Source organism: Variovorax sp. RTB1, from assembly GCF_035018765.1.
GTDB lineage: Bacteria > Pseudomonadota > Gammaproteobacteria > Burkholderiales > Burkholderiaceae_C > Variovorax.
This window is the reverse complement of the sequence record NZ_JASJXG010000004.1, coordinates 224,284-244,995: the sequence shown is the minus strand read 5'-3', so window position 1 is coordinate 244,995 and position 20,712 is coordinate 224,284. Positions and strand designations below refer to the sequence as shown.

At 62.8% G+C, this 20,712-nt stretch carries 22 protein-coding genes and 2 tRNA genes; 18 read left to right on the top strand and 6 right to left on the bottom strand.

Going from position 1 to position 20,712, the window contains the following annotated elements; translation table 11 throughout:
- The first annotated feature begins 93 nt into the window (after nt 1–93).
- Genes QN397_RS05095 through QN397_RS05085 form a run of 3 tightly spaced genes read left to right on the top strand, consistent with a single transcriptional unit; the run spans nt 94 to nt 1,382 of the window.
- Nucleotides 94–765 (top strand): hypothetical protein, encoded by a 672-nt coding sequence (locus QN397_RS05095; protein WP_323500244.1) that lies wholly within the window; start codon nt 94–96, stop codon nt 763–765.
- 51 nt (nt 766–816) lie between these two features.
- Entirely contained in the window at nt 817–1,017 is a 201-nt protein-coding gene (locus QN397_RS05090) for a hypothetical protein (RefSeq protein WP_323500243.1), read from the top strand.
- Nucleotides 1,014–1,382, top strand: coding sequence for an HIRAN domain-containing protein (locus QN397_RS05085; protein WP_323500242.1), 369 nt, complete (start codon nt 1,014–1,016; stop codon nt 1,380–1,382). Before QN397_RS05090 ends, QN397_RS05085 begins: the two co-directional genes overlap by 4 nt.
- 115 nt (nt 1,383–1,497) lie before the next feature.
- Here the strand turns inward: QN397_RS05085 and QN397_RS05080 are convergent.
- Nucleotides 1,498–1,574, bottom strand: a tRNA-Ile gene (locus tag QN397_RS05080).
- Nucleotides 1,575–1,600: 26 nt separating this feature from the next.
- A complete protein-coding gene (gene hrcA / locus QN397_RS05075; protein WP_187052970.1) occupies nt 1,601–2,605 on the bottom strand; it encodes a heat-inducible transcriptional repressor HrcA in 1,005 nt (334 codons plus the stop codon).
- A 28-nt stretch (nt 2,606–2,633) separates the two neighbouring features.
- Here hrcA and QN397_RS05070 point away from each other — a divergent pair, with 28 nt between their 5' ends.
- The 3 genes from QN397_RS05070 to rapZ are packed head-to-tail and all read left to right on the top strand — an operon-like array spanning nt 2,634 to nt 6,086.
- Complete coding sequence (locus tag QN397_RS05070) at nt 2,634–3,530, top strand: NAD kinase (RefSeq protein WP_323495606.1); 897 nt, start codon at nt 2,634–2,636, stop codon at nt 3,528–3,530.
- Between the two features lies 1 nt (nt 3,531).
- Nucleotides 3,532–5,214 (top strand): DNA repair protein RecN, encoded by a 1,683-nt coding sequence (gene recN, locus QN397_RS05065; protein ID WP_323500241.1) that lies wholly within the window; start codon nt 3,532–3,534, stop codon nt 5,212–5,214.
- A complete protein-coding gene (rapZ, locus tag QN397_RS05060) occupies nt 5,211–6,086 on the top strand; it encodes an RNase adapter RapZ (protein WP_323500240.1) in 876 nt (291 codons plus the stop codon). The genes recN and rapZ overlap by 4 nt, the downstream gene beginning before the upstream one ends.
- A 33-nt stretch (nt 6,087–6,119) precedes the next feature.
- Here the strand turns inward: rapZ and mutY are convergent, their stop codons facing one another.
- The 3 genes from mutY to mutM form a co-directional block, all read right to left on the bottom strand.
- On the bottom strand, nt 6,120–7,190 hold the full coding sequence (gene mutY / locus QN397_RS05055) for an A/G-specific adenine glycosylase (RefSeq protein ID WP_416352306.1): 1,071 nt from the start codon (nt 7,188–7,190) through the stop codon (nt 6,120–6,122).
- Nucleotides 7,180–9,141: a dynamin family protein gene (locus QN397_RS05050; protein ID WP_323500239.1), complete on the bottom strand. Its 1,962-nt coding sequence runs from the start codon at nt 9,139–9,141 to the stop codon at nt 7,180–7,182. Before QN397_RS05050 ends, mutY begins: the two co-directional genes overlap by 11 nt.
- Before the next feature lie 72 nt (nt 9,142–9,213).
- Complete coding sequence (gene mutM, locus QN397_RS05045; RefSeq protein ID WP_323500250.1) at nt 9,214–10,029, bottom strand: bifunctional DNA-formamidopyrimidine glycosylase/DNA-(apurinic or apyrimidinic site) lyase; 816 nt, start codon at nt 10,027–10,029, stop codon at nt 9,214–9,216.
- 96 nt (nt 10,030–10,125) lie between these two features.
- On the opposite strand from mutM, the gene QN397_RS05040 reads away from it, so the two are divergent.
- The 8 genes from QN397_RS05040 to QN397_RS05005 all read left to right on the top strand — a co-directional run bounded on the left by QN397_RS05040 (nt 10,126) and on the right by QN397_RS05005 (nt 16,602).
- Nucleotides 10,126–11,964, top strand: coding sequence for a tetratricopeptide repeat protein (locus QN397_RS05040; RefSeq protein ID WP_323500238.1), 1,839 nt, complete (start codon nt 10,126–10,128; stop codon nt 11,962–11,964).
- Complete coding sequence (locus tag QN397_RS05035) at nt 11,961–12,473, top strand: lipoprotein insertase outer membrane protein LolB (protein WP_323500237.1); 513 nt, start codon at nt 11,961–11,963, stop codon at nt 12,471–12,473. Before QN397_RS05040 ends, QN397_RS05035 begins: the two co-directional genes overlap by 4 nt.
- Complete coding sequence (ispE, locus tag QN397_RS05030; protein WP_323500236.1) at nt 12,470–13,342, top strand: 4-(cytidine 5'-diphospho)-2-C-methyl-D-erythritol kinase; 873 nt, start codon at nt 12,470–12,472, stop codon at nt 13,340–13,342. Before QN397_RS05035 ends, ispE begins: the two co-directional genes overlap by 4 nt.
- Before the next feature lie 52 nt (nt 13,343–13,394).
- Nucleotides 13,395–13,471: transfer RNA gene (locus tag QN397_RS05025), tRNA-Gln, on the top strand.
- Nucleotides 13,472–13,568: 97 nt separating this feature from the next.
- Complete coding sequence (locus QN397_RS05020; protein ID WP_187052977.1) at nt 13,569–14,543, top strand: ribose-phosphate pyrophosphokinase; 975 nt, start codon at nt 13,569–13,571, stop codon at nt 14,541–14,543.
- 113 nt (nt 14,544–14,656) lie between these two features.
- Nucleotides 14,657–15,367, top strand: coding sequence for a 50S ribosomal protein L25/general stress protein Ctc (locus QN397_RS05015; RefSeq protein WP_187052978.1), 711 nt, complete (start codon nt 14,657–14,659; stop codon nt 15,365–15,367).
- Between the two features lie 86 nt (nt 15,368–15,453).
- Nucleotides 15,454–16,113: an aminoacyl-tRNA hydrolase gene (gene pth / locus QN397_RS05010; RefSeq protein ID WP_323500235.1), complete on the top strand. Its 660-nt coding sequence runs from the start codon at nt 15,454–15,456 to the stop codon at nt 16,111–16,113.
- A gap of 30 nt (nt 16,114–16,143) precedes the next feature.
- Nucleotides 16,144–16,602 (top strand): hypothetical protein, encoded by a 459-nt coding sequence (locus tag QN397_RS05005; RefSeq protein ID WP_323500234.1) that lies wholly within the window; start codon nt 16,144–16,146, stop codon nt 16,600–16,602.
- Here the strand turns inward: QN397_RS05005 and QN397_RS05000 are convergent.
- Nucleotides 16,580–16,864 carry a YfhL family 4Fe-4S dicluster ferredoxin gene (locus QN397_RS05000; RefSeq protein ID WP_323500233.1) on the bottom strand — a complete coding sequence of 95 codons (285 nt, stop codon included), beginning with the start codon at nt 16,862–16,864 and terminating at the stop codon, nt 16,580–16,582. The genes QN397_RS05005 and QN397_RS05000 overlap by 23 nt on opposite strands.
- Before the next feature lie 64 nt (nt 16,865–16,928).
- Between QN397_RS05000 and QN397_RS04995 the strand changes: the two genes are divergently transcribed.
- The 4 genes from QN397_RS04995 to QN397_RS04980 all read left to right on the top strand — a co-directional run bounded on the left by QN397_RS04995 (nt 16,929) and on the right by QN397_RS04980 (nt 20,652).
- A complete protein-coding gene (locus tag QN397_RS04995) occupies nt 16,929–17,888 on the top strand; it encodes an ABC transporter permease (protein WP_323500232.1) in 960 nt (319 codons plus the stop codon).
- A complete protein-coding gene (locus QN397_RS04990) occupies nt 17,885–18,760 on the top strand; it encodes an ABC transporter permease (RefSeq protein ID WP_323500231.1) in 876 nt (291 codons plus the stop codon). The genes QN397_RS04995 and QN397_RS04990 overlap by 4 nt, the downstream gene beginning before the upstream one ends.
- A 42-nt stretch (nt 18,761–18,802) precedes the next feature.
- Complete coding sequence (locus QN397_RS04985; RefSeq protein ID WP_323500230.1) at nt 18,803–19,813, top strand: ABC transporter ATP-binding protein; 1,011 nt, start codon at nt 18,803–18,805, stop codon at nt 19,811–19,813.
- 80 nt (nt 19,814–19,893) lie between these two features.
- The gene (locus QN397_RS04980; RefSeq protein ID WP_323500249.1) at nt 19,894–20,652 is read left to right on the top strand and encodes an ATP-binding cassette domain-containing protein; all 759 of its coding nucleotides are present in this window, start codon (nt 19,894–19,896) and stop codon (nt 20,650–20,652) included.
- The last annotated feature ends 60 nt before the right edge of the window (nt 20,653–20,712 follow it).

Below are 20,712 nucleotides of genomic sequence, written 5' to 3'. Positions count from 1 at the left end.
CCCCGAGCCCATTCGGCGGGCGGCAACTTTGCGCCGAGAGCACCGAACCGCGCAAGCGCGGGCGATGCCCAAAGGCCGGGAGTTTGTGCGGGCGTGACCATCTGCGGTCTCCTCAATGCATGGAATAACGAAAACGCCCTTGAAGGCGCCTGCGGGGGCGACCGTCCCACTACCGAATCCCCGCAGAATGCCAGTCCAATAAACGCACAAACGTTGCCCGCCGGCCTGCCTGCGCTGACCATGGAACACGCTCGACGGTTCGAACGCAACAGCCGCGACGCCTCGCGAGTCGGCTTTTTCACGAAGCTGGTGCGCTTTGCGTTCGCGCCTGTCGAGTTCATGAGCAACGTTATCGACGGGCAAACTCGGCGCATACGTGGCCAAGTCGTATGGTTCAACGGTCTGCGCGCATCCATTGAGGACGGCGCAAAGCTACTTAAAAGCGAAGGCGTCACCGTCGCCGTAAAGCTCGACAAGATGGCCGACCTGCAGACCAGCATCTCGACCACGCACATGACACTCGCAGAGATTCAACTGAGCGTCGCAAAACCTAGCCCGCAGTCGCGAATCAATCTGAGCCTGCACGGCCTTGTCGCCGCGCTGCTCGAGGTTTTCAACGCCGTGGAGGGTGCGCGCTGGGCCGTGATGGAACGCGAGGCCGATCACGATATCGCCGCCGGCCGCGTCAGCCTTTCATTTGCTGACGCCGACGACGCTATTGCTTTCCTGCGCATGAGCGCGTACTTGGGATGGCCGAGCATCTAGTCCGTCAACGTCACCAGCCGATTCATTCGGGATCAAAAAGGCCTCGACGTCGTGCAGCGTGCCTCCCTTGCCGATTGTTTCCAGGACCTGCTGGCCGACCCACTCTCGGCTGCGCGCCGCTTGTACCTGCTGAACCCAAAGCGCGCCGATGTCTATTCCGTCGACCTGTTCACCAAGACCACGACGCACAAAGTGACCCTGACCATCCCGGACGGCGCCGCCACGTTCCGGCGCGTCGACGGGCACCCATGACTAACACCACGATCAAAACCAAAGGCGTTCGCGCCATCGTTACTGGCACCGGGTTCGAAGGGCGTGCCGATCGCATCCGTCGACACTGCCGAGAGGGCATGCCGCTGCAACTGCGTAGGGAGCCGAACAACGTGCACGACAAAGACGCCATTACGGTCTACATGCAATGCAGCCGGCTTTTCGGCTTGCTGAAGTCGTGGGAGTCAATGGGCTACATCAAAGCCGCGCGCGCCGATGGTCTCGCGCCGAAGCTCGACAGCGGGAGCTACACCGTGACATCGGCGACCGTCGTCAGCCTCTACACCCCTGTCGGCAGGGATCACCCGCGCGTGTCTGTGCAAATCGAGTTCGCGGTGCGGACTTAGATGCTGACGAGGGCAAGACGTCAGTCTGTCACCAGACTGTCACCGCGCATGAAAAAGAGAAAGGGTCTGCTACAGAATATGTAGCAGACCCCTCAATGCCGGCGCAGGTTATGAATGGTAGGCCGTGATGGGCTTGAACCATCGACCAACGGATTATGAGTCCGCTGCTCTAACCAACTGAGCTAACGGCCCACGCGCCGCCGATTCTAGTGGGGCGCCTACTTCCGATGGCTCAGCGCGTTGGTCACCAGCCTCGAAGTGATATCGACGATCTGAATCATTCGCTCGTAGGGCATGCGAGTGGGGCCAATGACACCCAGCGTGCCGACGACCTTGCCGTCGACTTCGTAGTTCGCACTGACGATCGACAAATCGTCGAACGGCACGACCTGACTTTCCCCACCGATGAAGATCCGAACGCCGTCGGCCTTGCTCGACACGTCCAGCAAACGCATCAATTGCGCCTTTTGCTCGAACAGTTCGAAGGCCCGGCGCAGCTGGCCCATGTCGCTCGAAAAATCAGAGACGGCGAGCAGATTGCGTTCGCCCGAGATCACGACTTCGTCTTGCGCTTCCGTCATCACCTCGGAGCTCGCCTGAACGGCCGCCTGCATCAGCAACACGATTTCGCCACGGAGTTTTTCGACTTCGGATTGCAGTCGATCGCGCACCTGTTCGATCGTCAACCCGGCGTAGTTGGCGTTGATGTAGTTCGACGCCTCCACCAACTGCGACTGCGTGTAATCCGCCTCCGGGAAGATCACCCGGTTCTGCACATCGCCGTCGGGCGACACGATGATGACCAGCAGTCGGCGGTCCGACAGTCGCAAAAATTCGATCTGCTTGAACACCGAAGCGCGCCGCGGTGCCATGACGACGCCAACGAACTGCGACAGGTTCGACAACAGGTTGGCCGCGTTCGCGATTACCTTCTGCGGCTGGTCTGGCGCCAACGTGGCAGCGCTGAACTGGTCGCGTTGCGCGGTCAGCATCGTGTCGACGAAAAGGCGATAGCCGCGCGCGGTCGGGATGCGCCCGGCAGACGTGTGCGGGCTCGCAATCAGGCCCAGATTCTCGAGGTCGGACATCACGTTGCGGATAGTCGCCGCAGACAGTTCGAGCCCCGAAGCGCGAGACAGCGTGCGCGATCCCACCGGCTGTCCTTCAGCGATGTAACGCTCAACAAGAGTCTTGAGCAGCAACTTGGCGCGATCGTCCAGCATCGATGAATTTTAGTGTTGTAATTTGTGAATGACCTCCCGCTTTCGACGCGTTGCGCTGATTGGCAAGTACCAAGCCTCGGGCGCGCGCGCTCAGGCCGGGGCGCAAGACGGCGTGATGGAAGACATCGGCGCATTCCTCGAATCGCACGGTTGCGAGGTCGTTGTCGAGCAGTCGACCGATGAGCATCCGGAGATCAGCCGCTATGCGGCCTTGAGCGTCGGAGAAATCGGCCGAACCTGCGATCTTGGCTTGGTGGTGGGGGGTGACGGAACGATGCTGGGCATCGGCCGCCAGCTCGCTTGCTACGGCGTGCCATTGGTCGGCATTAACCGCGGACGACTCGGATTCATCACCGACATCCGGCTGGAAGACTACAAGGCGACGCTGGTGCCAATGTTGGCCGGCGACTATGAAGAAGACCATCGCAGCCTGATGCACGCGCGCGTGCTGCGCGAGGGCAACGTCGTGTTCGACGCGCTTGCAATGAACGACGTGGTGGTCAACCGTGGCGCGACATCCGGCATGGTCGAACTGCGTGTCACGGTCGGTCGACACATCGTCGCCGTGCAGCGCGCGGACGGGTTGATCATTGCCTCGCCGACCGGCTCGACCGCCTATGCCTTGTCCGCCGGCGGCCCTTTGATGCACCCGGCCATTCCAGGCTGGGTCATGGTCCCGATCGCGCCGCACACATTGTCGAACCGCCCGATCCTGCTGCCGGACGCCGACGAGATATCGATCGAACTGGTGTCGGGTCGCGACGCCAGCGCGAACTTCGACATGCAGTCGCTCGCCACGCTAATGCTCGGTGACACAGTTGTGGTTCGCCGGTCGGATCATCGCGTGCGCTTTCTGCATCCGAAGGGGTGGAGTTACTTTGACACGCTGCGCAAGAAATTGCACTGGAACGAAGGAGGTTCCTGAGGTGGCTCTGCGACGTATTGCGCTGCGCGATTTTGTGATCGTGCATGCGCTCGAACTGGATTTTTCGACCGGCTTCACGGTATTGACGGGTGAGACGGGCGCTGGCAAGTCGATCCTGATCGACGCGCTTCAACTGGCATTGGGGAGCCGGGCCGACGCCGGCTCGGTGCGCGAAGGCTCCGAGCGGCTCGACGTGAGCGTGGAGTTCGACGCTGCACCGGCGTTGGCGTCGTGGCTCGACGAAGGTGGCTTCGAGGCCAACGAGGCTTTACTGCTGCGCCGAACGGTCGACCTTCAAGGACGCAGCCGTGGCTGGATCAACGGCGCCCCGGCCACCGCCGCGCAATTGCGCACCGTGGGCGACCTGCTGCTCGATATTCATGGCCAGCACGCTTGGCAGAGCCTGACCCGGCCCGACGCGGTTAGGCGTCTGCTCGATGCGTATGCCGACGTGAACACGAGCGCGCTGGAGGCGAGCTGGCACGGCTGGCGCCAGGCGCTGACCGCGCTGGATGTCGCGCGCTCAGCACAAGATTCCTTGCAGCGAGAACGCGAGCGCCTGCAGTGGCAACTCGGCGAAGTCAGCAAGCTCGCGCCCGTCGAAGGCGAATGGCAAGAGCTGTCGGCCAATCACAGCCGCATCTCCAATGCACAGGCGCTGATCGAGGCTGCCGAAGGTGCCATCGCGGCGCTGGAGGACGACGACGCCGGCGCGCTGTCCGCCCTCGCCCGTGCCGTCGCCCTGCTGCAGGACACCGAGCATATGGAGGCGGAGTTCAAGGCCATCGGCGAAGTGCTGGCGTCCAGCGTTGCGCAAGCTGCGGACGCTGCGCATTCGCTGCACGGCTACCTTCGGCATACCGACACCGATCCGCAGCGCCTGGCCGAACTCGATTCGCGCATGGGTCTCTGGATGTCGCTGGCACGGCGGTACAAGCGGCCGCCGGCAGAGCTGCCCGCGCTGCTCACGGGCTGGCAATTGGAATTGAAGGCGCTGGATGCGCAAGGCGACCTCGATGCACTCGATCGCGCCGAGCAAGCCGCCAAACAAGGCTACCTGCGCGATGCAAAGGCGCTCAGCAAAGCGCGCAAGCAAGCGGCGCCGCGCCTCTCCGAATCCGTCACCAGAGCGATGCAGGGTCTCGGCATGCAAGGCGGTCGCTTCGAAGTCGAACTGCAGCCCCTCGATCAACCCGGCCGTGCCGGCCTCGAAGAAGTGATCTTTCTCGTCGCCGGTCATCCCGGCAGCACGCCCCGGCCGATCGGCAAGGTCGCCTCGGGCGGTGAGCTGTCGCGCATTGCGCTCGCCATCGCTGTGACGACAAGCGAACTCGGCGCCGCACAAACGCTGATCTTCGACGAGGTCGATGCCGGCGTCGGTGGTGCCGTGGCCGAAACGGTGGGACGTTTGATGGCGCAACTCGGCCGCAGTCGGCAGGTTCTGGCGGTCACGCACCTGCCGCAAGTGGCGGCCTGTGCCGACCATCATCTTCTGGTCGCCAAACGGCAGACCCGCAGCGGCAAGGGAGCGGCAGCGCGCACCGAAAGCACTGTCGCGCCACTCGATGCCGATGGCCGCACGCAGGAAGTCGCCCGAATGCTCGGCGGCGAGCGAGTTTCGCAAACCTCTCTTGCCCATGCCCGCGAGATGCTCGAAAAGCAGGCGCCGGCGACTGCGCCATGAGCCTCGACATCGTGCTCATCACCGGTATGTCCGGGTCCGGCAAGTCGGTCGCGTTGCATGCGCTGGAAGACGCCGGCTACTACTGCGTCGACAATCTTCCGCCGGAGTTGCTCACTGCCTTCGTCGCATTGCAAAAGCAGCAGAACGCGAGCCACGTTGCGATTGCCATGGACGTGCGCAGCGGCGTGTCGTTGCCGCTCGTGCCGCAGCAGCTCGACAGCTTGCGACGCGAAGGCGTGGTGCTGCGATCGCTGTTTCTGGATTCGACGACCGATGCACTGGTGCACCGTTATTCCGAGACACGGCGCCGCCATCCGCTCTCACGCCAAGACCCTCTGACCGACCTGCCCGAGCAACAACGCGCACTGGTGCAGTCGATCGAGCTGGAGCGCGAACTGCTGGCCGATCTGCGCGACGGTGCCGACGTCATTGACACCAGCATCATCCGGCCAGCGCAGTTGCAGAGCTACATCAAGGCGTTGATCGCGGCGCCGCAAAGCGCATTGACGCTGGTCTTTCAGTCGTTTGCTTTCAAGCGCGGTGTGCCGCTCGATGCGGACTTCGTATTCGACGTGCGCATGCTTCCCAACCCGCACTACGTGCCTGCCTTGCGCGCGCTCACGGGACGCGATGTGCAGGTGATCGACTGGCTGCGTTCGCATGACGACGTCGCGCGCATGTACGGCGACATCGAGCAGTTCCTGGGCCGCTGGCTGGATGCGCTGGCGCGCGACCATCGCAGCTACGTGACGGTAGCGATCGGTTGCACCGGCGGCCAGCACCGCTCGGTGTTTCTGGTCGAGCAATTGGCACGAGGGTTCGGCGATCGGTGGGCCGCGCTCAAGCGGCATCGCGAACTCGACGCGACCTGAGGCGGGCTTTCGACGGCCCCGGCGCGGGTCAGGTCAACCGCCAGCGACCAGCAATTTGCGCACTGGTGCGGGCAGCCCGAGTTCGGTCCATTCGTGCGCATCGAACCAGCGCCCGTGGTCAGACAAGGCGAGCGCGCCCATGCATTCGACCTTGACCGGATGCAGATGCAGATCCTTGTGCGTCAACACGTGAACGAACGGCACTTCGTCTTGCACCGTATTGCACGACGACGGCAAAGCCTCGAGAAGTGCCGCTCGACTTTCGAAGACCGGCAGCGAATACAGGCCCGCCCAGATGCCGCTCGCCGGTCTCTTCTCGAGCCAGGCGCGTCCCTTCGAATCACGGGCGCGAAGCATCCACAGTGACTCCGAGCTACGTCGAAGTTTGCGCAGCTTGACCGGATAGCGCTCCAGTGCGCCTTCGCGCAACGCAGCGCACGCATCGCTTACCGGGCATAGCAAACAGGTGGGTTTCCGTGGGAGGCAGATCGTCGCGCCCAAGTCCATCAAGCCTTGCGTGTAACGCGTGATCTCCGCCGGCTCATCGGCGGGCGGCAGCAAGGTCGTCGCATCGTTCCAAAGCGCGCGTTCGTTTGCCGCCACCGACAAGTCGTCGCCAAACGCCAGCATGCGCGTCAGCACACGTTTGACGTTGCCGTCAAGGATGGCCACGCGCTCGCCGAAGCAGAAAGCCGCGATTGCTGCGGCGGTCGATCGGCCGATGCCGGGCAGTGTCTGCAACTGCGCAGCCGTGTGTGGAAACGCGCCGCTGAAACGCTCGACCACTTCTTGCGCACATCGGTGCATGTTGCGCGCGCGGCTGTAGTAGCCGAGGCCGCTCCAGAGGCCGAACACCTCGTCCTCGGTCGCCGCAGCGAGCGTTAAGACCGTTGGAAACTTTTCTAAAAAGCGCGTGAAGTAGCCGAGTACCGTGACGACCTGTGTCTGCTGCAGCATGACTTCCGACAGCCAGACTCGATACGGATCGCGCGTGTTCTGCCAAGGCAAATGGCTACGGCCATGGGTCGCCTGCCAGCCCGCAATGCGCGCGGCAAAGGTCGGCGCCAGCCGCTGGGCGGCCGACGCGGTCGGTTCAGACTGCACTCAGCTCGCTGCGGACTGAAAAAGCGGTGGGTGCTTCGTTAATGGTGAGCATGGAGGTAAGTTCGCGCAGACGCTTCTGCAGTTCGCCCAGCCCACTCTCTTGCACAGCCAGTTCGGTGAGCCGCTCTTCCAGGCTGCCGGCTGCATGCTGGATGCGCTCGACCGCTTCGATTCGCTTGCCGAAGTTGCGGCGACGCTCTTTCAGTTGCGCATCGAGTTGGGCGCCAGCTCCCTTGCTCCAGCGCTCGACCTCGGTCATTGCCGCTTCGTTGACCACCCGCAGGCGGCTGGCAAGTGCGCGCACGAGTTTGTCGCAGAAGTCGGGCTGCGCCAGTTTGATCAAGTTGCCGACGCCGAGGTACTGCGTGTGGCTGACTTCGATCTGCGTCAGCTGCCGTTCGAAACCCACCAAGTCAGGCTCGGCCGGCGCCTGCAATGTGAAGCCGTGCTCTGCGTTGAGCTGGCGAAAGGTCGCATGCAACATGGCCTGAATTTCGGCCGTGGTGGCCTGCACTTCACGCAGGTTGTTGCGCAGCGCATCGAAGGTTTCCGCGTAGATCTTGCGGACGTTGAATTTGATGCCGGGCCGTTTCAACGCCGCGGCAAGCCGGCCCATGTCGGCCTTGAGCGCCGTGCTGCCCAGCACCGCGTACACCTCGCGCAGCAGCTTTCCCTGGACCGAGCGCAACGCAAGGATTCGCGTGTTGCTGCCTTCGAACTCGGTTTGCTCCTGTTCGATGCGCGTGCGCATGTGGCGGATCACGGACACGTTCTTGCCACGCAAGCCTTGCAGTTCGAGTGCCTGCTCGGACAGGTCGCGCTGGCGCACGGTCAGGATCCGCGCCGCTTCGGCCCGAAGCGCCGCAATGCCCGAATCGACAGCGAGTCGCAGCATCGTTTCGCGTTTGCCCAGCAAACCTTCGCCCAACACCGATTCGAGCGCCGGCAAGCGGCTCGCCTGCAACAACGGTGGGTCGCGGCGGATCTTGGCTTGCAGGCCCTTTTGCGCAGATACCGGCAGCACGCGCGCGAGCGGAACGCCCAGCAACTCTGCGGCACCGACGCGCTGGCGTTCGATTTGCGCATCGATCTGTGCGGGCGTGCTCAGCGTGTCCCACATCGTGTCGATCTTGTTCAGCACAACGATGCGCGTCTCGCCGGCGTCGCCTTCGGTGATGAGGTGTTCGCGCCAGATTGCCAGATCGGAGCGTGTCACGCCGGTGTCGGCGCCCAGAATGAAGACGACCGCATGCGCCTGCGGAATCAGGCTGACGGTGAGTTCGGGTTCTGCACCGATCGCATTCAGACCCGGCGTGTCGAGAATGACCAAACCCTGCTCGAGCAAAGGATGAGGCATGTTCAGCAGCGCATGCCGCCAACGCGGGATTTCGACGCGGCCGCCGGAGTCGCGCACCGGGTTGTCGTCCGGCGTATCGTCGCTCCAGAAGCCCAGCGCCTTGGCTTCTTCAATAGGAACCCAACGCACCTCGGCGACCTTGTTCATCACGCCGCCGAGCTGCTCCGCGTCGTCGACATCGATTGGAATGTCGGTCCAACGCTCGGGCTCGTCGCGCCAATGCGCCAAAGAATAGGCTTCGAGCCGCGTTTCAATGGGCAGCAGGCGCAGGCTCGGCAGCTGGCCGGCCGTGTAGCCGAGTTCCGTCGGGCACATCGTCGTGCGCCCGGCGCTGGCCGGCATGATTCGCCGCCCATAGCCGGCAAAGAATATCGCGTTGATGAGCTCTGATTTGCCGCGCGAGAACTCGGCAACGAAAGCCACCATCACTTTGCTGGTCCGCATCTGCGATTCGAGTTCGCGCAGTCGCTCGGCCACGGCCTGGTCGAGCAACTCGTTCTCGTCTAGCCAACCCGCAAGCCATTTCAGGCGGTGCGCGAAATTGCGTCGCCAAGCGCCATGCTGGTCGAATTGCTGGTTGAAGGAGCGGCTCAATTGGAATATGTAAGTGGGCTTACAAAATATAGCATCCACAGCCCGAGCGGCGGGGTCAATACCCAGACTGTTTTAGTACTTTTGACAGTTGTTGCAGAAAAATGTCGAGCGCTGCCCTTGCTTGATTTGTCGGATTTGTGTTCCGCAAACTCGGCACGGCTCGCCTGCGCGCCCATAAACCGTGGCTTCGAGCTGAAAGTAACCGGATTGCCCATCGATATTCGAAAAGTCACGCAGCGTGCTGCCACCGCGCTGCACCGCCCGCGCCAGGATCTCTCGGATGGCGGCGTGCAGGCGCAAGGCCCGCGGGCGACTGATCCGTGTTGCAGACACCGTCGGCCGGATTTCCGCCATGAACAACGCCTCGGACGCGTAGATATTTCCGACCCCCACCACCACGTCGCCGGCGAGCAGCACTTGCTTGATTGCGGCTTTGCGGCGGCGCAGGCCGGCATGGAAAGTTTCGAAATCGAAGGCATCGCCCAGTGGCTCCATGCCGAGCCCTCCCAGCAACTTGACCGCTAGCGGCGCCCCCTCGTCTTCGACATACACGACGGAACCAAAGCGCCGCGGGTCGTTCAGGCGCAACGTGCCCTTGTCGGTCATCAAATCAAAATGATCATGCGGACCGGCTGGCGGTAGCCCTGATGTGAAGCGCAAGCTGCCGGACATGCCGAGATGCAATAGCAAGAGCCCCCGGTCCATGTCGACCAGAAGATATTTGCCTCGCCGGCGCACCGCCGTAACAGTTCGCCCGACCAAGGCCTCAGGCGCTACCGAGAGCGCCCAGCGGAGCGGCTTTCCGACCTGCACGGCCGAAATGCGCGCGCCCGCGATCCGATCGGCAAATCCGAGCCTTGTGACTTCAACTTCGGGTAATTCGGGCATGCAGAGCCAAGCAATCGATAAACACTGACACGAATTCGGGCAGGCTCCTAAGCCCTCGCTCAACGTGACGCAAAAGCCTTGGATTATTATGGTTCGATGACCTTACCGCCCCGCCGACTCCGCCTTGCGGCGGCCGCGCTTCCCATGTTTCTGGCAGTGACCGCCTACGCCCAGCCCGCAACGCCCCCCGCCGCGGCGCCGACCAGTCCGGCGCCGATCATTGAACCTGCCAAATCTCCTGTGACGACGCCTGCGGCAACGGCAGCGCCGCCCGCAGTGGAAGACACCTCGCCCCCCGATCAGTCAGCGCTGACTGCGCAGCTGTTCTATGAAGTGCTGCTCGGCGAACTGACCGCACGCTCAGGCGAGCCAGGCGATGGCTACGCGTTGATGCTCGACGCGGGTCGCAAGACAGGCGACGGCAAGCTCTTTCAACGTGCGGTCGAAATCGCGCTGCAGTCGCGCTCCGGCGATGCAGCGCTCGCTGCGACGCGCGCCTGGAAATTGGCGGTACCGACGTCTCGCGAAGCTCGTCGCTTCGAACTGCAGATCCTGATCGCGTTGAATCGCATTGGCGAAACCGTGGAGCCGCTGCGAATCGAACTGGCCGCGACGCCGCTGCCCGAACACCCGTTTTTGATGGCGATGATCGCGCGCAACTACGCACGCGCAACCGACAAAAAGGTCGCCGCAGAGGTGGTCGAAAAGGCGCTCGCCGACGACCTTAAAAATCCCGCGACGGCTGGTCTGGCCTGGACCACAGTTGGCCGATTGCGCCAGTTAGCTGGCGATAATTCGGGGGCGCTCGACGCAGCGATCAAAGGCCAGGAGGCCGATCCCTCATCTGATGGCCCGCCTGTGCTGGCGCTGGAGTTGATAGACCCAGCACAGCCCTTGGCCGAGCCCATCGTCAAGCGCTATCTGGCAAGCCCGAAAGCCGTGCCCGAAGTTCGCATGGCCTATGCGCGCGTGCTGACGGAGGGCCGCCGCTATACCGAAGCCACTGCCGAACTGGCGAGCCTCACGTCAGCACGCCCCGACATGCCCGACCCATGGCTGCTGCTCGGCTCGCTTCAGTCGCAAGCGCGGCAAGACTCGGCCGCCGAAACCTCGTTAAAGCGCTACATCGAGCTCTCGAACGGCCAGCGCGATGCCGACGAACGCAAGCGCGGTGAAACGCAGGCGTATCTGATGCTGGCGCAGTTGGCGGAGCGCCGCAAGGACTTCACGGGAGCCGAGCGTTGGCTCACGAAGATCGACAGCACCGACGACATGGTGTCGGCGGAAAGCCGCCGCGCCGGGCTGCTGGCGCGTCAAGGCAAGTTGCCGCAAGCGCGCGAGATCATTCGCGCACTGCCCGAGGGCACCCCCGAGGACAAAAAGCAGAAGTTCATGGCAGAGGTGCAGTTGTTGCGTGACGGCAAGCAGTACCAGGCGGCCTATGACATGCTGGCCAAGGCCAGCGCGGACGAGCCGGAAAACAGCGACCTCATCTATGACCAAGCGATGGTTGCCGAGAAGCTGAATCGCCTTGACGACATGGAGCGCCTGCTGCGCCGTCTGATCGTGTTGAAGCCCGAAAACCAGAACGCCTACAACGCCCTGGGCTACTCGTTTGCCGATCGCAAGGTTCGACTCGATGAGGCGCGCACGCTGATCCAGAAGGCAGTGCAACTCGCCCCTGAAGATCCTTTCATTGCCGACAGCCTCGGCTGGGTTGAATTCCGGCTGGGCAACACGGCCGAGGCCACCCGCATTCTTCAAGCGGCCTACAAACAGCGCCCTGATCCGGAAATTGGCGCCCACTACGGCGAAGTGCTCTGGCACGCAGGCGACAAAGAACGCGCTGTCTCAATTTGGAAAGAGGCGGCATTGGCGGATGCCGAAAACGAAACCTTGCAGGAAACGCTCAAGCGCCTGCGCGTTAAGTTGTGATCGGTGCCGCGGCCCAGCCGTCGCGTCGATTTGCGCTGACGCTGGGTGGCGTTGCGATGTTGGTGATGTCGGGCTGCGCCACGGTGAAGAATCCGTCGAACGGCTCCGATGCGCAGGCATGGACCGGCCGCATGTCCCTCAGGATCGAAAGTGAACCGGAGCAGACCTTTTCCGCCCTTTTCGAGCTGCGCGGCACTGCCGAAACGGGCGAGCTGACGTTGACCAGCCCGATCGGCAGCACGCTGGCAGCGTTGCGTTGGGCGCCTGGCGAGGCGGTGTTGAACGACGGAAGCCGAACACGCCGGTTCGATTCGGTCGACCAGTTGATCCAGGCTGCCACTGGTGCAGCCATTCCTGTCGGCGCGCTGTTCGGCTGGCTCGTCGGCCAGGATGCGCAGGTGTCTGGCTGGAGGGCCGAACTGGGGCAGTTGGCGCAAGGGCGACTGCAAGCGCGCCGCGAAGCGCCCTTGCCGCGCGCCGATCTGCGCGTCGTTTTCGAACGGGCATGAAGGCGCTCTACGATCTCCCGGCGCCCGCCAAGCTGAACCTGTTTCTCCACATCACGGGGCGACGAGCCGACGGCTATCACCTGCTTCAATCGGTCTTCATGATGATCGACTGGTGCGACACGCTTCACGTTGAATTGCGCAGCGATGGGGGCCTCAGCCGCGAAGACCTCACCACGCAACTACCCGCCGAGGACCTAATACTGCGCGCGGCGCGTGCCTTGCAGCGATTCGCATCGCCCGGACAGGGTGCGCACATCGGCGTAGCGAAGGATGTCCCTGCGGAGGCCGGCATGGGCGGTGGCTCTTCTGACGCGGCCACCTGTTTGCTGGCACTGAACCGGCTCTGGAAACTGCATTTGCCTTTGGCACGGCTCGAAGAAATCGGGCTGGCGTTGGGCGCAGACGTGCCGTTCTTCTTGCGCGGGCGCAACGCTTGGGTCGAGGGCATCGGTGACCAAATTACAGCGATCGACGTGCCCGCAGCCCGGTTCGCCGTCGCAAAGCCTGCCGAGGGACTCGAAACCCGTCTCATTTTTGAAGCGTCGGACCTGAACCGCGCTACGCCCGCTGCTATAATCTCGGGCTTTGCTGCAGATAGCGCGGCCTCAGGTTCCAACTCCGGTAAATCGGGTTTTGCCTTTGGTCACAACGACCTGCAGCCGGTTGCACAAAGGCTTTGCCCGGCGGTTTCCGATGCCATCGACTGGCTCGGAGCTCAAGGACTTTCAGCCCGAATGACCGGCTCCGGAAGTGCGGTTTTTGCGGCAATGCCGCACGATGTTGAACTGGCAGATGCCCCTGAGGGCTGGCGAGTTCGCAAGTGCAGCAATCTGGCGGTTCATCCTCTTTTCGGGTGGACCGCTGATTAGTCAGGATTTTCGGTAGGCGTCCGCTCCAAAAGAGCTGGTCGTCCACCCGTGTAGGGGCGTCGCCAAGCTGGTTAAGGCACTGGATTTTGATTCCAGCATTCGAAGGTTCGACTCCTTCCGCCCCTGCCAAACGTTTTGAACTTGCAGCCGTCGGGCTGCAAGACCCTGGACCTAGCGGCTCGACCGGGCCATTTCGCATTGCCGGATGCATTCTGCCGAGACCCTCATGCAGGTTCATCATCCTGATTTCATGGTTTTCACCGGCAACGCCAATCCTGGCCTTGCGGCGGAAATCGCGCAGCACCTCGGCACTACCTTGGGCGCGGCCCGGGTCGGCCGCTTTTCCGATGGTGAAGTCACGGTCGAGATCAATCAGAACGTCCGGGCGCGCGATGTCTTCGTGGTGCAGTCCACCTGCGCACCGACCAACGAGAACCTGATGGAACTGCTGATCATGGTCGACGCGCTCAAGCGCGCTTCGGCCGACCGGATCAGTGCTGTCATTCCCTATTTCGGCTATGCCCGGCAAGACCGTCGCCCGCGCTCGAGTCGCGTGCCCATCTCGGCGAAGGTCGTTGCCAATCTGCTTGAAACCGTCGGTGTCGAGCGTGTGCTCACGATGGACCTTCACGCCGACCAGATTCAAGGCTTCTTCGACATTCCGGTCGACAACATCTACGCGTCACCGGTCTTGCTCGGCGACTTGCGCTTGAAGAACTACGAAGACCTGATCGTCGTGTCGCCCGATGTCGGTGGCGTGGTCCGCGCCCGTGCACTGGCAAAGCAATTGAACACCGATCTGGCCATCATCGACAAGCGTCGCCCGAAGGCGAACGTGAGCGAAGTGATGAACGTCATCGGCGAAATCGATGGCCGCAATTGCGTGATCATGGACGACATGATCGACACCGCCGGCACGCTGGTGAAGGCGGCCGAGGTCTTGAAGGAACGTGGCGCAAAGAGCGTCTATGCGTATTGCACGCACCCGATTTTTTCGGGTCCTGCGATCGAGCGCATCGCCCAGGGCTCGGCACTGGACGAAGTGGTTGTTACCAACACGATTCCCCTTTCCGAAAACGCGCTGGCGTGCGGAAAGATTCGCCAACTCTCCGTGGCACCGCTGATTGCCGAGACGATCCAGCGCATTGCCAAAGGTGAGTCGGTCATGAGTTTGTTCTCGGATCAAGACAACTTGTTCTGAGCAAAAAGCCGGCTTCTCTTTCAGGAAGCCATTTTGAAACCGGCGCCGCACTGGTCGCGGTCGGCGCTTAAGAAGCGAAACGGCAATTGCGCCATCGCTCCAAGGAGTTAACTATGAAATTCGTCGCTTTTGAGCGCGCCAAGCAGGGCACGGGTGCGAGCCGCCGTCTCCGCATTTCGGGCAAGACGCCCGGTATCGTCTACGGTGGTGAAGGCCAGCCGATGCTGATCGAACTCGATCACAACGCGCTGTGGCATGCCCTGAAGAAAGAAGCTTTCCATTCGACCGTGCTCGAAATGGAAATGGACGGTGCCGCCAGCAAAGTGCTGCTGCGCGACGTGCAGTACCACCCGTTCCGACAGCTGGTGCAACACATCGACTTTCAACGCGTCGACGCCCGCACGCGCCTGACCATGAAGGTGCCGGTTCACTTCAAGAACGAAGCCGAATCCGATGCCGTCAAGCTCGAGCACAACCTCGTCAACCACGTGACGACCGAACTCGAATTGAATTGCCTGCCGACCGACTTGCCTGAGTTCATCGAAGTCGACCTGTCTGGCTTGAAAAAGAACGGCACTGTTACGCTGAAAGACATCAAGCTGCCCCGTGGCGTGAAGTGGGTCAGCCGCGGCAAGCTCAACCCGGTGCTGGCTTCGGCTGTGGCACCTGCGGCTGAAGAAGTCGACGAGCCGGCCGAAGGCGCTGCAGCCGACGCCGCTGCGCCCGCGGCAACTGGCAAGGGCGGCAAGGCACCTGCTGCAAAGACACCCGCTGCCAAGACGCCGGCAGCGAAGACGCCTGCTGCCAAGACCGCAAAGAAGTAATTCTTTCGCGCCTTGTGCCGCAAACGGCCCGCCTCGTGCGGGCCGTTTGCTTTTGTGCAGTGACAACCTCCCCTCATAATTTCCAGATGATCAAGCTCTTCGTCGGCCTCGGCAATCCGGGCCCGGAATACGAAGCCACGCGGCACAACGCGGGCTTTTGGTGGACCGATGCATTGGCGCGTGACCTCAAGGTGTCGCTGGTGCCCGAGCGCAGTTACCACGGCTTCGCGGCACGCGCGCAGGTCAACGGTCAACCGGTCTGGTTGCTCCAGCCACAAACCTTCATGAACTTGTCGGGCAAGTCGGTCGCGGCACTTGCTCGCTTCTTCAAGATCGCGCCGGAAGAAATTCTCGTGGCCCACGACGAACTGGATGTGGTGCCTGGCGAGGCCAAACTCAAATTCGGCGGCAGCCACGCCGGACACAACGGCCTGCGCGATATCCATGCGCAACTCGGCACTGGCGACTACTGGCGACTTCGCCTCGGCATCGGGCACCCCGGCGTGAAATCCGAGGTGGTGAACTGGGTGCTCAAGAAGCCATTGAAGGAACAGCGCGAAGCTATCGACGATGCCATCGCGCGCACGCTGCATGCGGTGCCGGCGCTGCTGGCCGGGCAGATGGAGAAGGCGACTTTGCTCATCCACACCAGCAAGCCGCCTAGACCCAAACCGCCGCGCCGTGAGCCGGATGGTGGCGGTGGAGGCGCTGGCAGCGAAGGCGGCGCTGCGCCAGCCGCAGCCTGACAAGCGACACGACACAAAGGGAGAACAAAAATGAAAGCAACGAAGTTACCGAAACAACGCATCACCGGTCTGCTCATTGCCGCGGGCCTTTTCGCAATGGCTGCAACGGCTGCAGCGGCTACCGCAGCATCCACTGCGCAGTCGAATGCACAAGGCACCTGGCGCTGCGGCAATACCTACACCGATCAACCCTGCAAGGGCGGCAGCGAGGTGAAGGTCGACGACTCGCGCAGCGAAACAGACCGCCGTGCGGCCGATGCGGCAACGCGACGCGATGAGCGCCGTGCCGACGAACTCGAACACAGCCGGCTCGGTCGAGAGAAAGCGGCAGCAGAAAGCGATCGTCGCGCTACAGCCGATGCGCGCCGCAACGCCATCGCAGAGCGCAAGCTGGCATCTGCCGAAAAGTTGCAACAAGCGCGCCTGCGCAAGCTCGCCACCGAGCCGCGCAAATCAACGCAGACCTTCAAGGGCCCGGCGAAGCCGTAGCACCCACAGTCGCCTTGTCGGCCGTCAGGCGCTCGAACTTCATCCACAGCGTCTCGCGTGTCTCGACGTACCCAGGGTGGGTCGGTATGCACGCCACCGGACAAATCTGCACGCACTGCGGCTCATCGAAATGGCCGACGCACTCGGTGCACTTGTTCGGATCGATCTCGTAGATCTCGACACCCATGTAGATGGCGTCGTTCGGGCACTCGGGTTCGCACACATCGCAGTTGATGCATTCGTCGGTGATCATGAGTGCCATGGGGTCAATTATCCGCGCGGCGGCATGGCGCTTGCGTGTGTCGGGTTATGCTGCGCCCCGCCTCATGAGTCTGTTTCTTCTAAAGCGCCTCGCCACGCTGATCGGTACGCTGATCGGCGCTTCGGTCATCGTCTTTCTCGTACTAGAGATCCTGCCCGGCAATGCCGCGCAGTTGCTCATGGGCCCCGATGCCGCGCCTGAAGCGGTAGCGGCGCTGGCCACCAAGCTCGGCCTCGATCAGCCGGCCTGGACACGCTACTGGCACTGGATCGGCGGCATCCTCACCGGCAATCTCGGCGACAGCTATGCCTACAGCTCACCGGTGCTCGACCTTATTCTCGAACGGCTTGCGCTGACCGTGCCGCTCGCCCTGATGGCGATGGCGCTCACCACCGTGCTCGCGCTGCTGGTCGGCGTGACTGCTGCAGCGCGTCACAACAAGCTCGGCGATGTCGGCCTGATGGGCATGACGCAGATCGGCATCGCGATTCCCAACTTCTGGTTCGCGATCCTCCTGATACTCGTCTTTTCGGTCAACCTCCAGTGGTTCTCGGCCGGCGGCTTCGACGGCTGGGGTGAAGGCATTGGCGGTGTGGCGGCCGGCATCAAGGCCCTTCTGTTGCCCGCGTTGTCGCTCGCAGTCGTACAGGCGGCCATCCTTGCGCGCATCACGCGATCTGCCGTGCTCGAAGTCCTGCGCGAAGACTTCGTCAGGACGGCCCGCGCCAAAGGCGTATCGCAACGCGCCGTGTTGTGGACCCATGTGCTGCGCAACGCCATGATCCCCGTCGTCACCGTCATGGGCATGCAGTTTTCGGAGTTGCTGGCCGGCACCATCGTGGTCGAAAACGTGTTCTACCTGCCAGGCCTCGGCCGCCTCATCTTTCAGGCCATCAGCAACCGCGATTTGATCGTCGTTCGCAACTGCGTGATGTTGCTCGCGGCCATGGTGGTCATCGTCAATTTCGTGGTCGACGTGCTGTACGCGGTCATCGATCCGCGCATCAAGGCCAGCGACATATGAACGCCATCGTCATTCCGAGCGGTGCGGCGCTCACAGTGCCGGGCTTCTGGCGCCGCGCATTGCACCACCGCAGCTTCATGCTCGGCGCTGTGCTCACAGCGCTGCTGCTGCTGGCGGCCGCCGTGTCTCTCGTGTGGACCCCGTGGTCACCGTACGAGATTGACCTCGCCGACAAGCTGAAGCCGCCTTCGGGCTCGCATTGGCTCGGCACCGACACCTATGGCCGCGACGTCGTCTCGCTGTTGCTGGTCGGCGCACGCGCGTCGATCCTGGTCGGCATGATCGCTGTCGGCATCGGCCTCACGGTGGGCACGGCCCTCGGCTTGCTGGCTGCGGCCCGGCGCGGCTGGATCGAAGAAGCCGTCATGCGGTTTTCCGACTTCACGCTGGCCTTTCCTGCCATCCTGTCGGCCATCATGATGACAGCGGTGTTCGGCGCCGGCATCGTCAATGCGATCGTCGCGATCGGCATCTACAACATTCCGACCTTTGCGCGAATCACGCGCGCATCGGCCAACGCAATCTGGTCGCGTGAATACATTGCGGCCTCGCGCGCCTGCGGCAAGGGGTCGTTCGCAATCACCATGCAGCACGTGTTGCCCAACATCTCGGCCGTGCTGATCGTGCAGATCAGCATTCGCTTCGCCATCGCGATCCTTGCCGAGGCCGCCCTCTCCTACCTCGGCCTCGGCACGCAGCCGCCGCAACCTTCGTGGGGCCGCATGCTGAGCGAGGCGCAGACCATGATGTTCCAGGCGCCGTTGCTCGCGGTGTTTCCGGGCGTGGCCATCGCGCTGGCGGTGCTTGGGCTCAACTTGCTCGGCGACGGGCTGCGCGACCTGCTCGATCCACGTCTTGCGCGCGCTCGTTGAACACCCCGACGAGCACCCGATGAAGCCCCGCTGAAAAATCCCATGGCACTGCTCGAAGTCAACGATCTCCACATTCAGCTGCAAACGCAACGCGGCCCGGCCGAAGCAGTGCGCGGCATCGGCTTTGCACTGGAGCGCGGCGAGACGATGGGCATCGTCGGCGAATCGGGCTGCGGCAAGTCGATCACCGTCCAGTCGTTGATGGGCTTGCTTCCTACGACTGCGAAAGTCACCGGCAGCATTCGCTTCGACGGCACCGAACTCGTCGGGCTCGACGAGGCTGCCATGTGCGAGATACGCGGTAACCGCATCGGCATGATTTTTCAGGAGCCGATGACGGCACTGAATCCGGTGCACACCATCGCGCGACAAGTCGGCGAACCGCTTCGACTACACCGTGGGCTCTCAGGCGCCGCGACTCGCAAAGAGGTGTTGGCACTTCTCGACCGCGTCGGCATCCCCGATGCAGCGTCGCGGCTCGACGCCTATCCGCACCAGTTCTCCGGTGGACAACGGCAGCGCATCGGCATTGCGATGGCGCTGGCCTGCGGTCCCGATCTGCTGATCGCCGATGAGCCGACCACCGCGCTCGACGTCACCATTCAAAAGCAGATCCTCGACCTGATCCAGAGCCTGGTCGCAGAGCGCGGCATGGCGCTGATCCTGATCTCGCACGACCTTGGCGTCATCGCGCAGAGCGTCTCGAAGATGATGGTGATGTACGGCGGCAGCATCGTCGAAAGCGGTGCGACCGCTACCGTCTTTGCAGAACGCGCGCATCCGTACACACAGGGTTTATTCGCCGCACGACCGGCGCTTGGCGCACCGCGCGGCGTGCGACTGGCAACCATCCAGGGCAGCGTACCCGAGCTGGTCGACATGCCACCGGGCTGCCCGTTCGCGGGACGATGCGCATACACCATCGATGCCTGCGTTTCGACGCGACCGCCGCCCGTTGCATTGCCGAGTGGCGACGTCGTGCGCTGCATACGACTCGGCGATCTCGCGCCCATGCCGAATTCAGGCCCGATGGCCTTGGAGGCAGTGTCGTGAACGCATCCGTGAGCACCTCTGCAACCAGTTCCATCGCACCCAAGCTGCTCGAAGTCACCGACCTGGTGCGCCACTACACCATGCCGCGTGAGTCGTTGTTCGCTGCGCCCAAACTGGTGAAGGCGCTCAATGGCGTGAGCTTCTCGATCGAACAAGGCCGCAGCCTCGGCATCGTCGGCGAGTCGGGCTCTGGCAAGTCGACCATCGCGCGATTGGTGATGGCGCTCGACAAGCCGACCTCTGGCCGTGTCGAATTGCTGGGTCGCGATTTGCACACCTTGCCGCGTGCCGATTTGCGGACTGCGCGGCGCGACATCCAGATGGTTTTTCAAGACCCGTACGGCTCGCTCGACCCACGTCAAACGGTCGCGCGCATCGTTGCCGAGCCACTCGAGGCGCTGGCCGAAACGACGCGCGCCGAGCAGCGTGAACGCGCCAGTGAATCGCTTGCCGCGGTGGGTCTGCGCTCGACCGACATGAACAAGTATCCGCACGAATTTTCGGGTGGCCAACGGCAACGCATCGCGATCGCCCGTGCGCTCATCACGCGACCCAAACTCATCGTGGCCGACGAGCCGGTGAGTGCACTAGACGTGTCGGTGCAGGCCCAAGTGCTCAACTTGATGAACGACCTGCAGCAGCATTTCGGCATCAGCTATCTCCTCATCAGCCACGACCTCGCAGTCGTCAACCATCTGTGCGACGACGTGTGCGTGCTGCACCGTGGCGTCATCGTGGAACGCGGTGCGCCGCAGCAGCTGTTCGCGCACGCGCAACACCCCTACACGCAGGCGTTGCTGGCGGCCGTCCCCCGGGCGGAACCGGTGATGCCCGAATAAGCAAATGCTTGCCGGCCCACAGGCCGATCGCGCATGATGTAACTTTGTTTTTCCTTGATT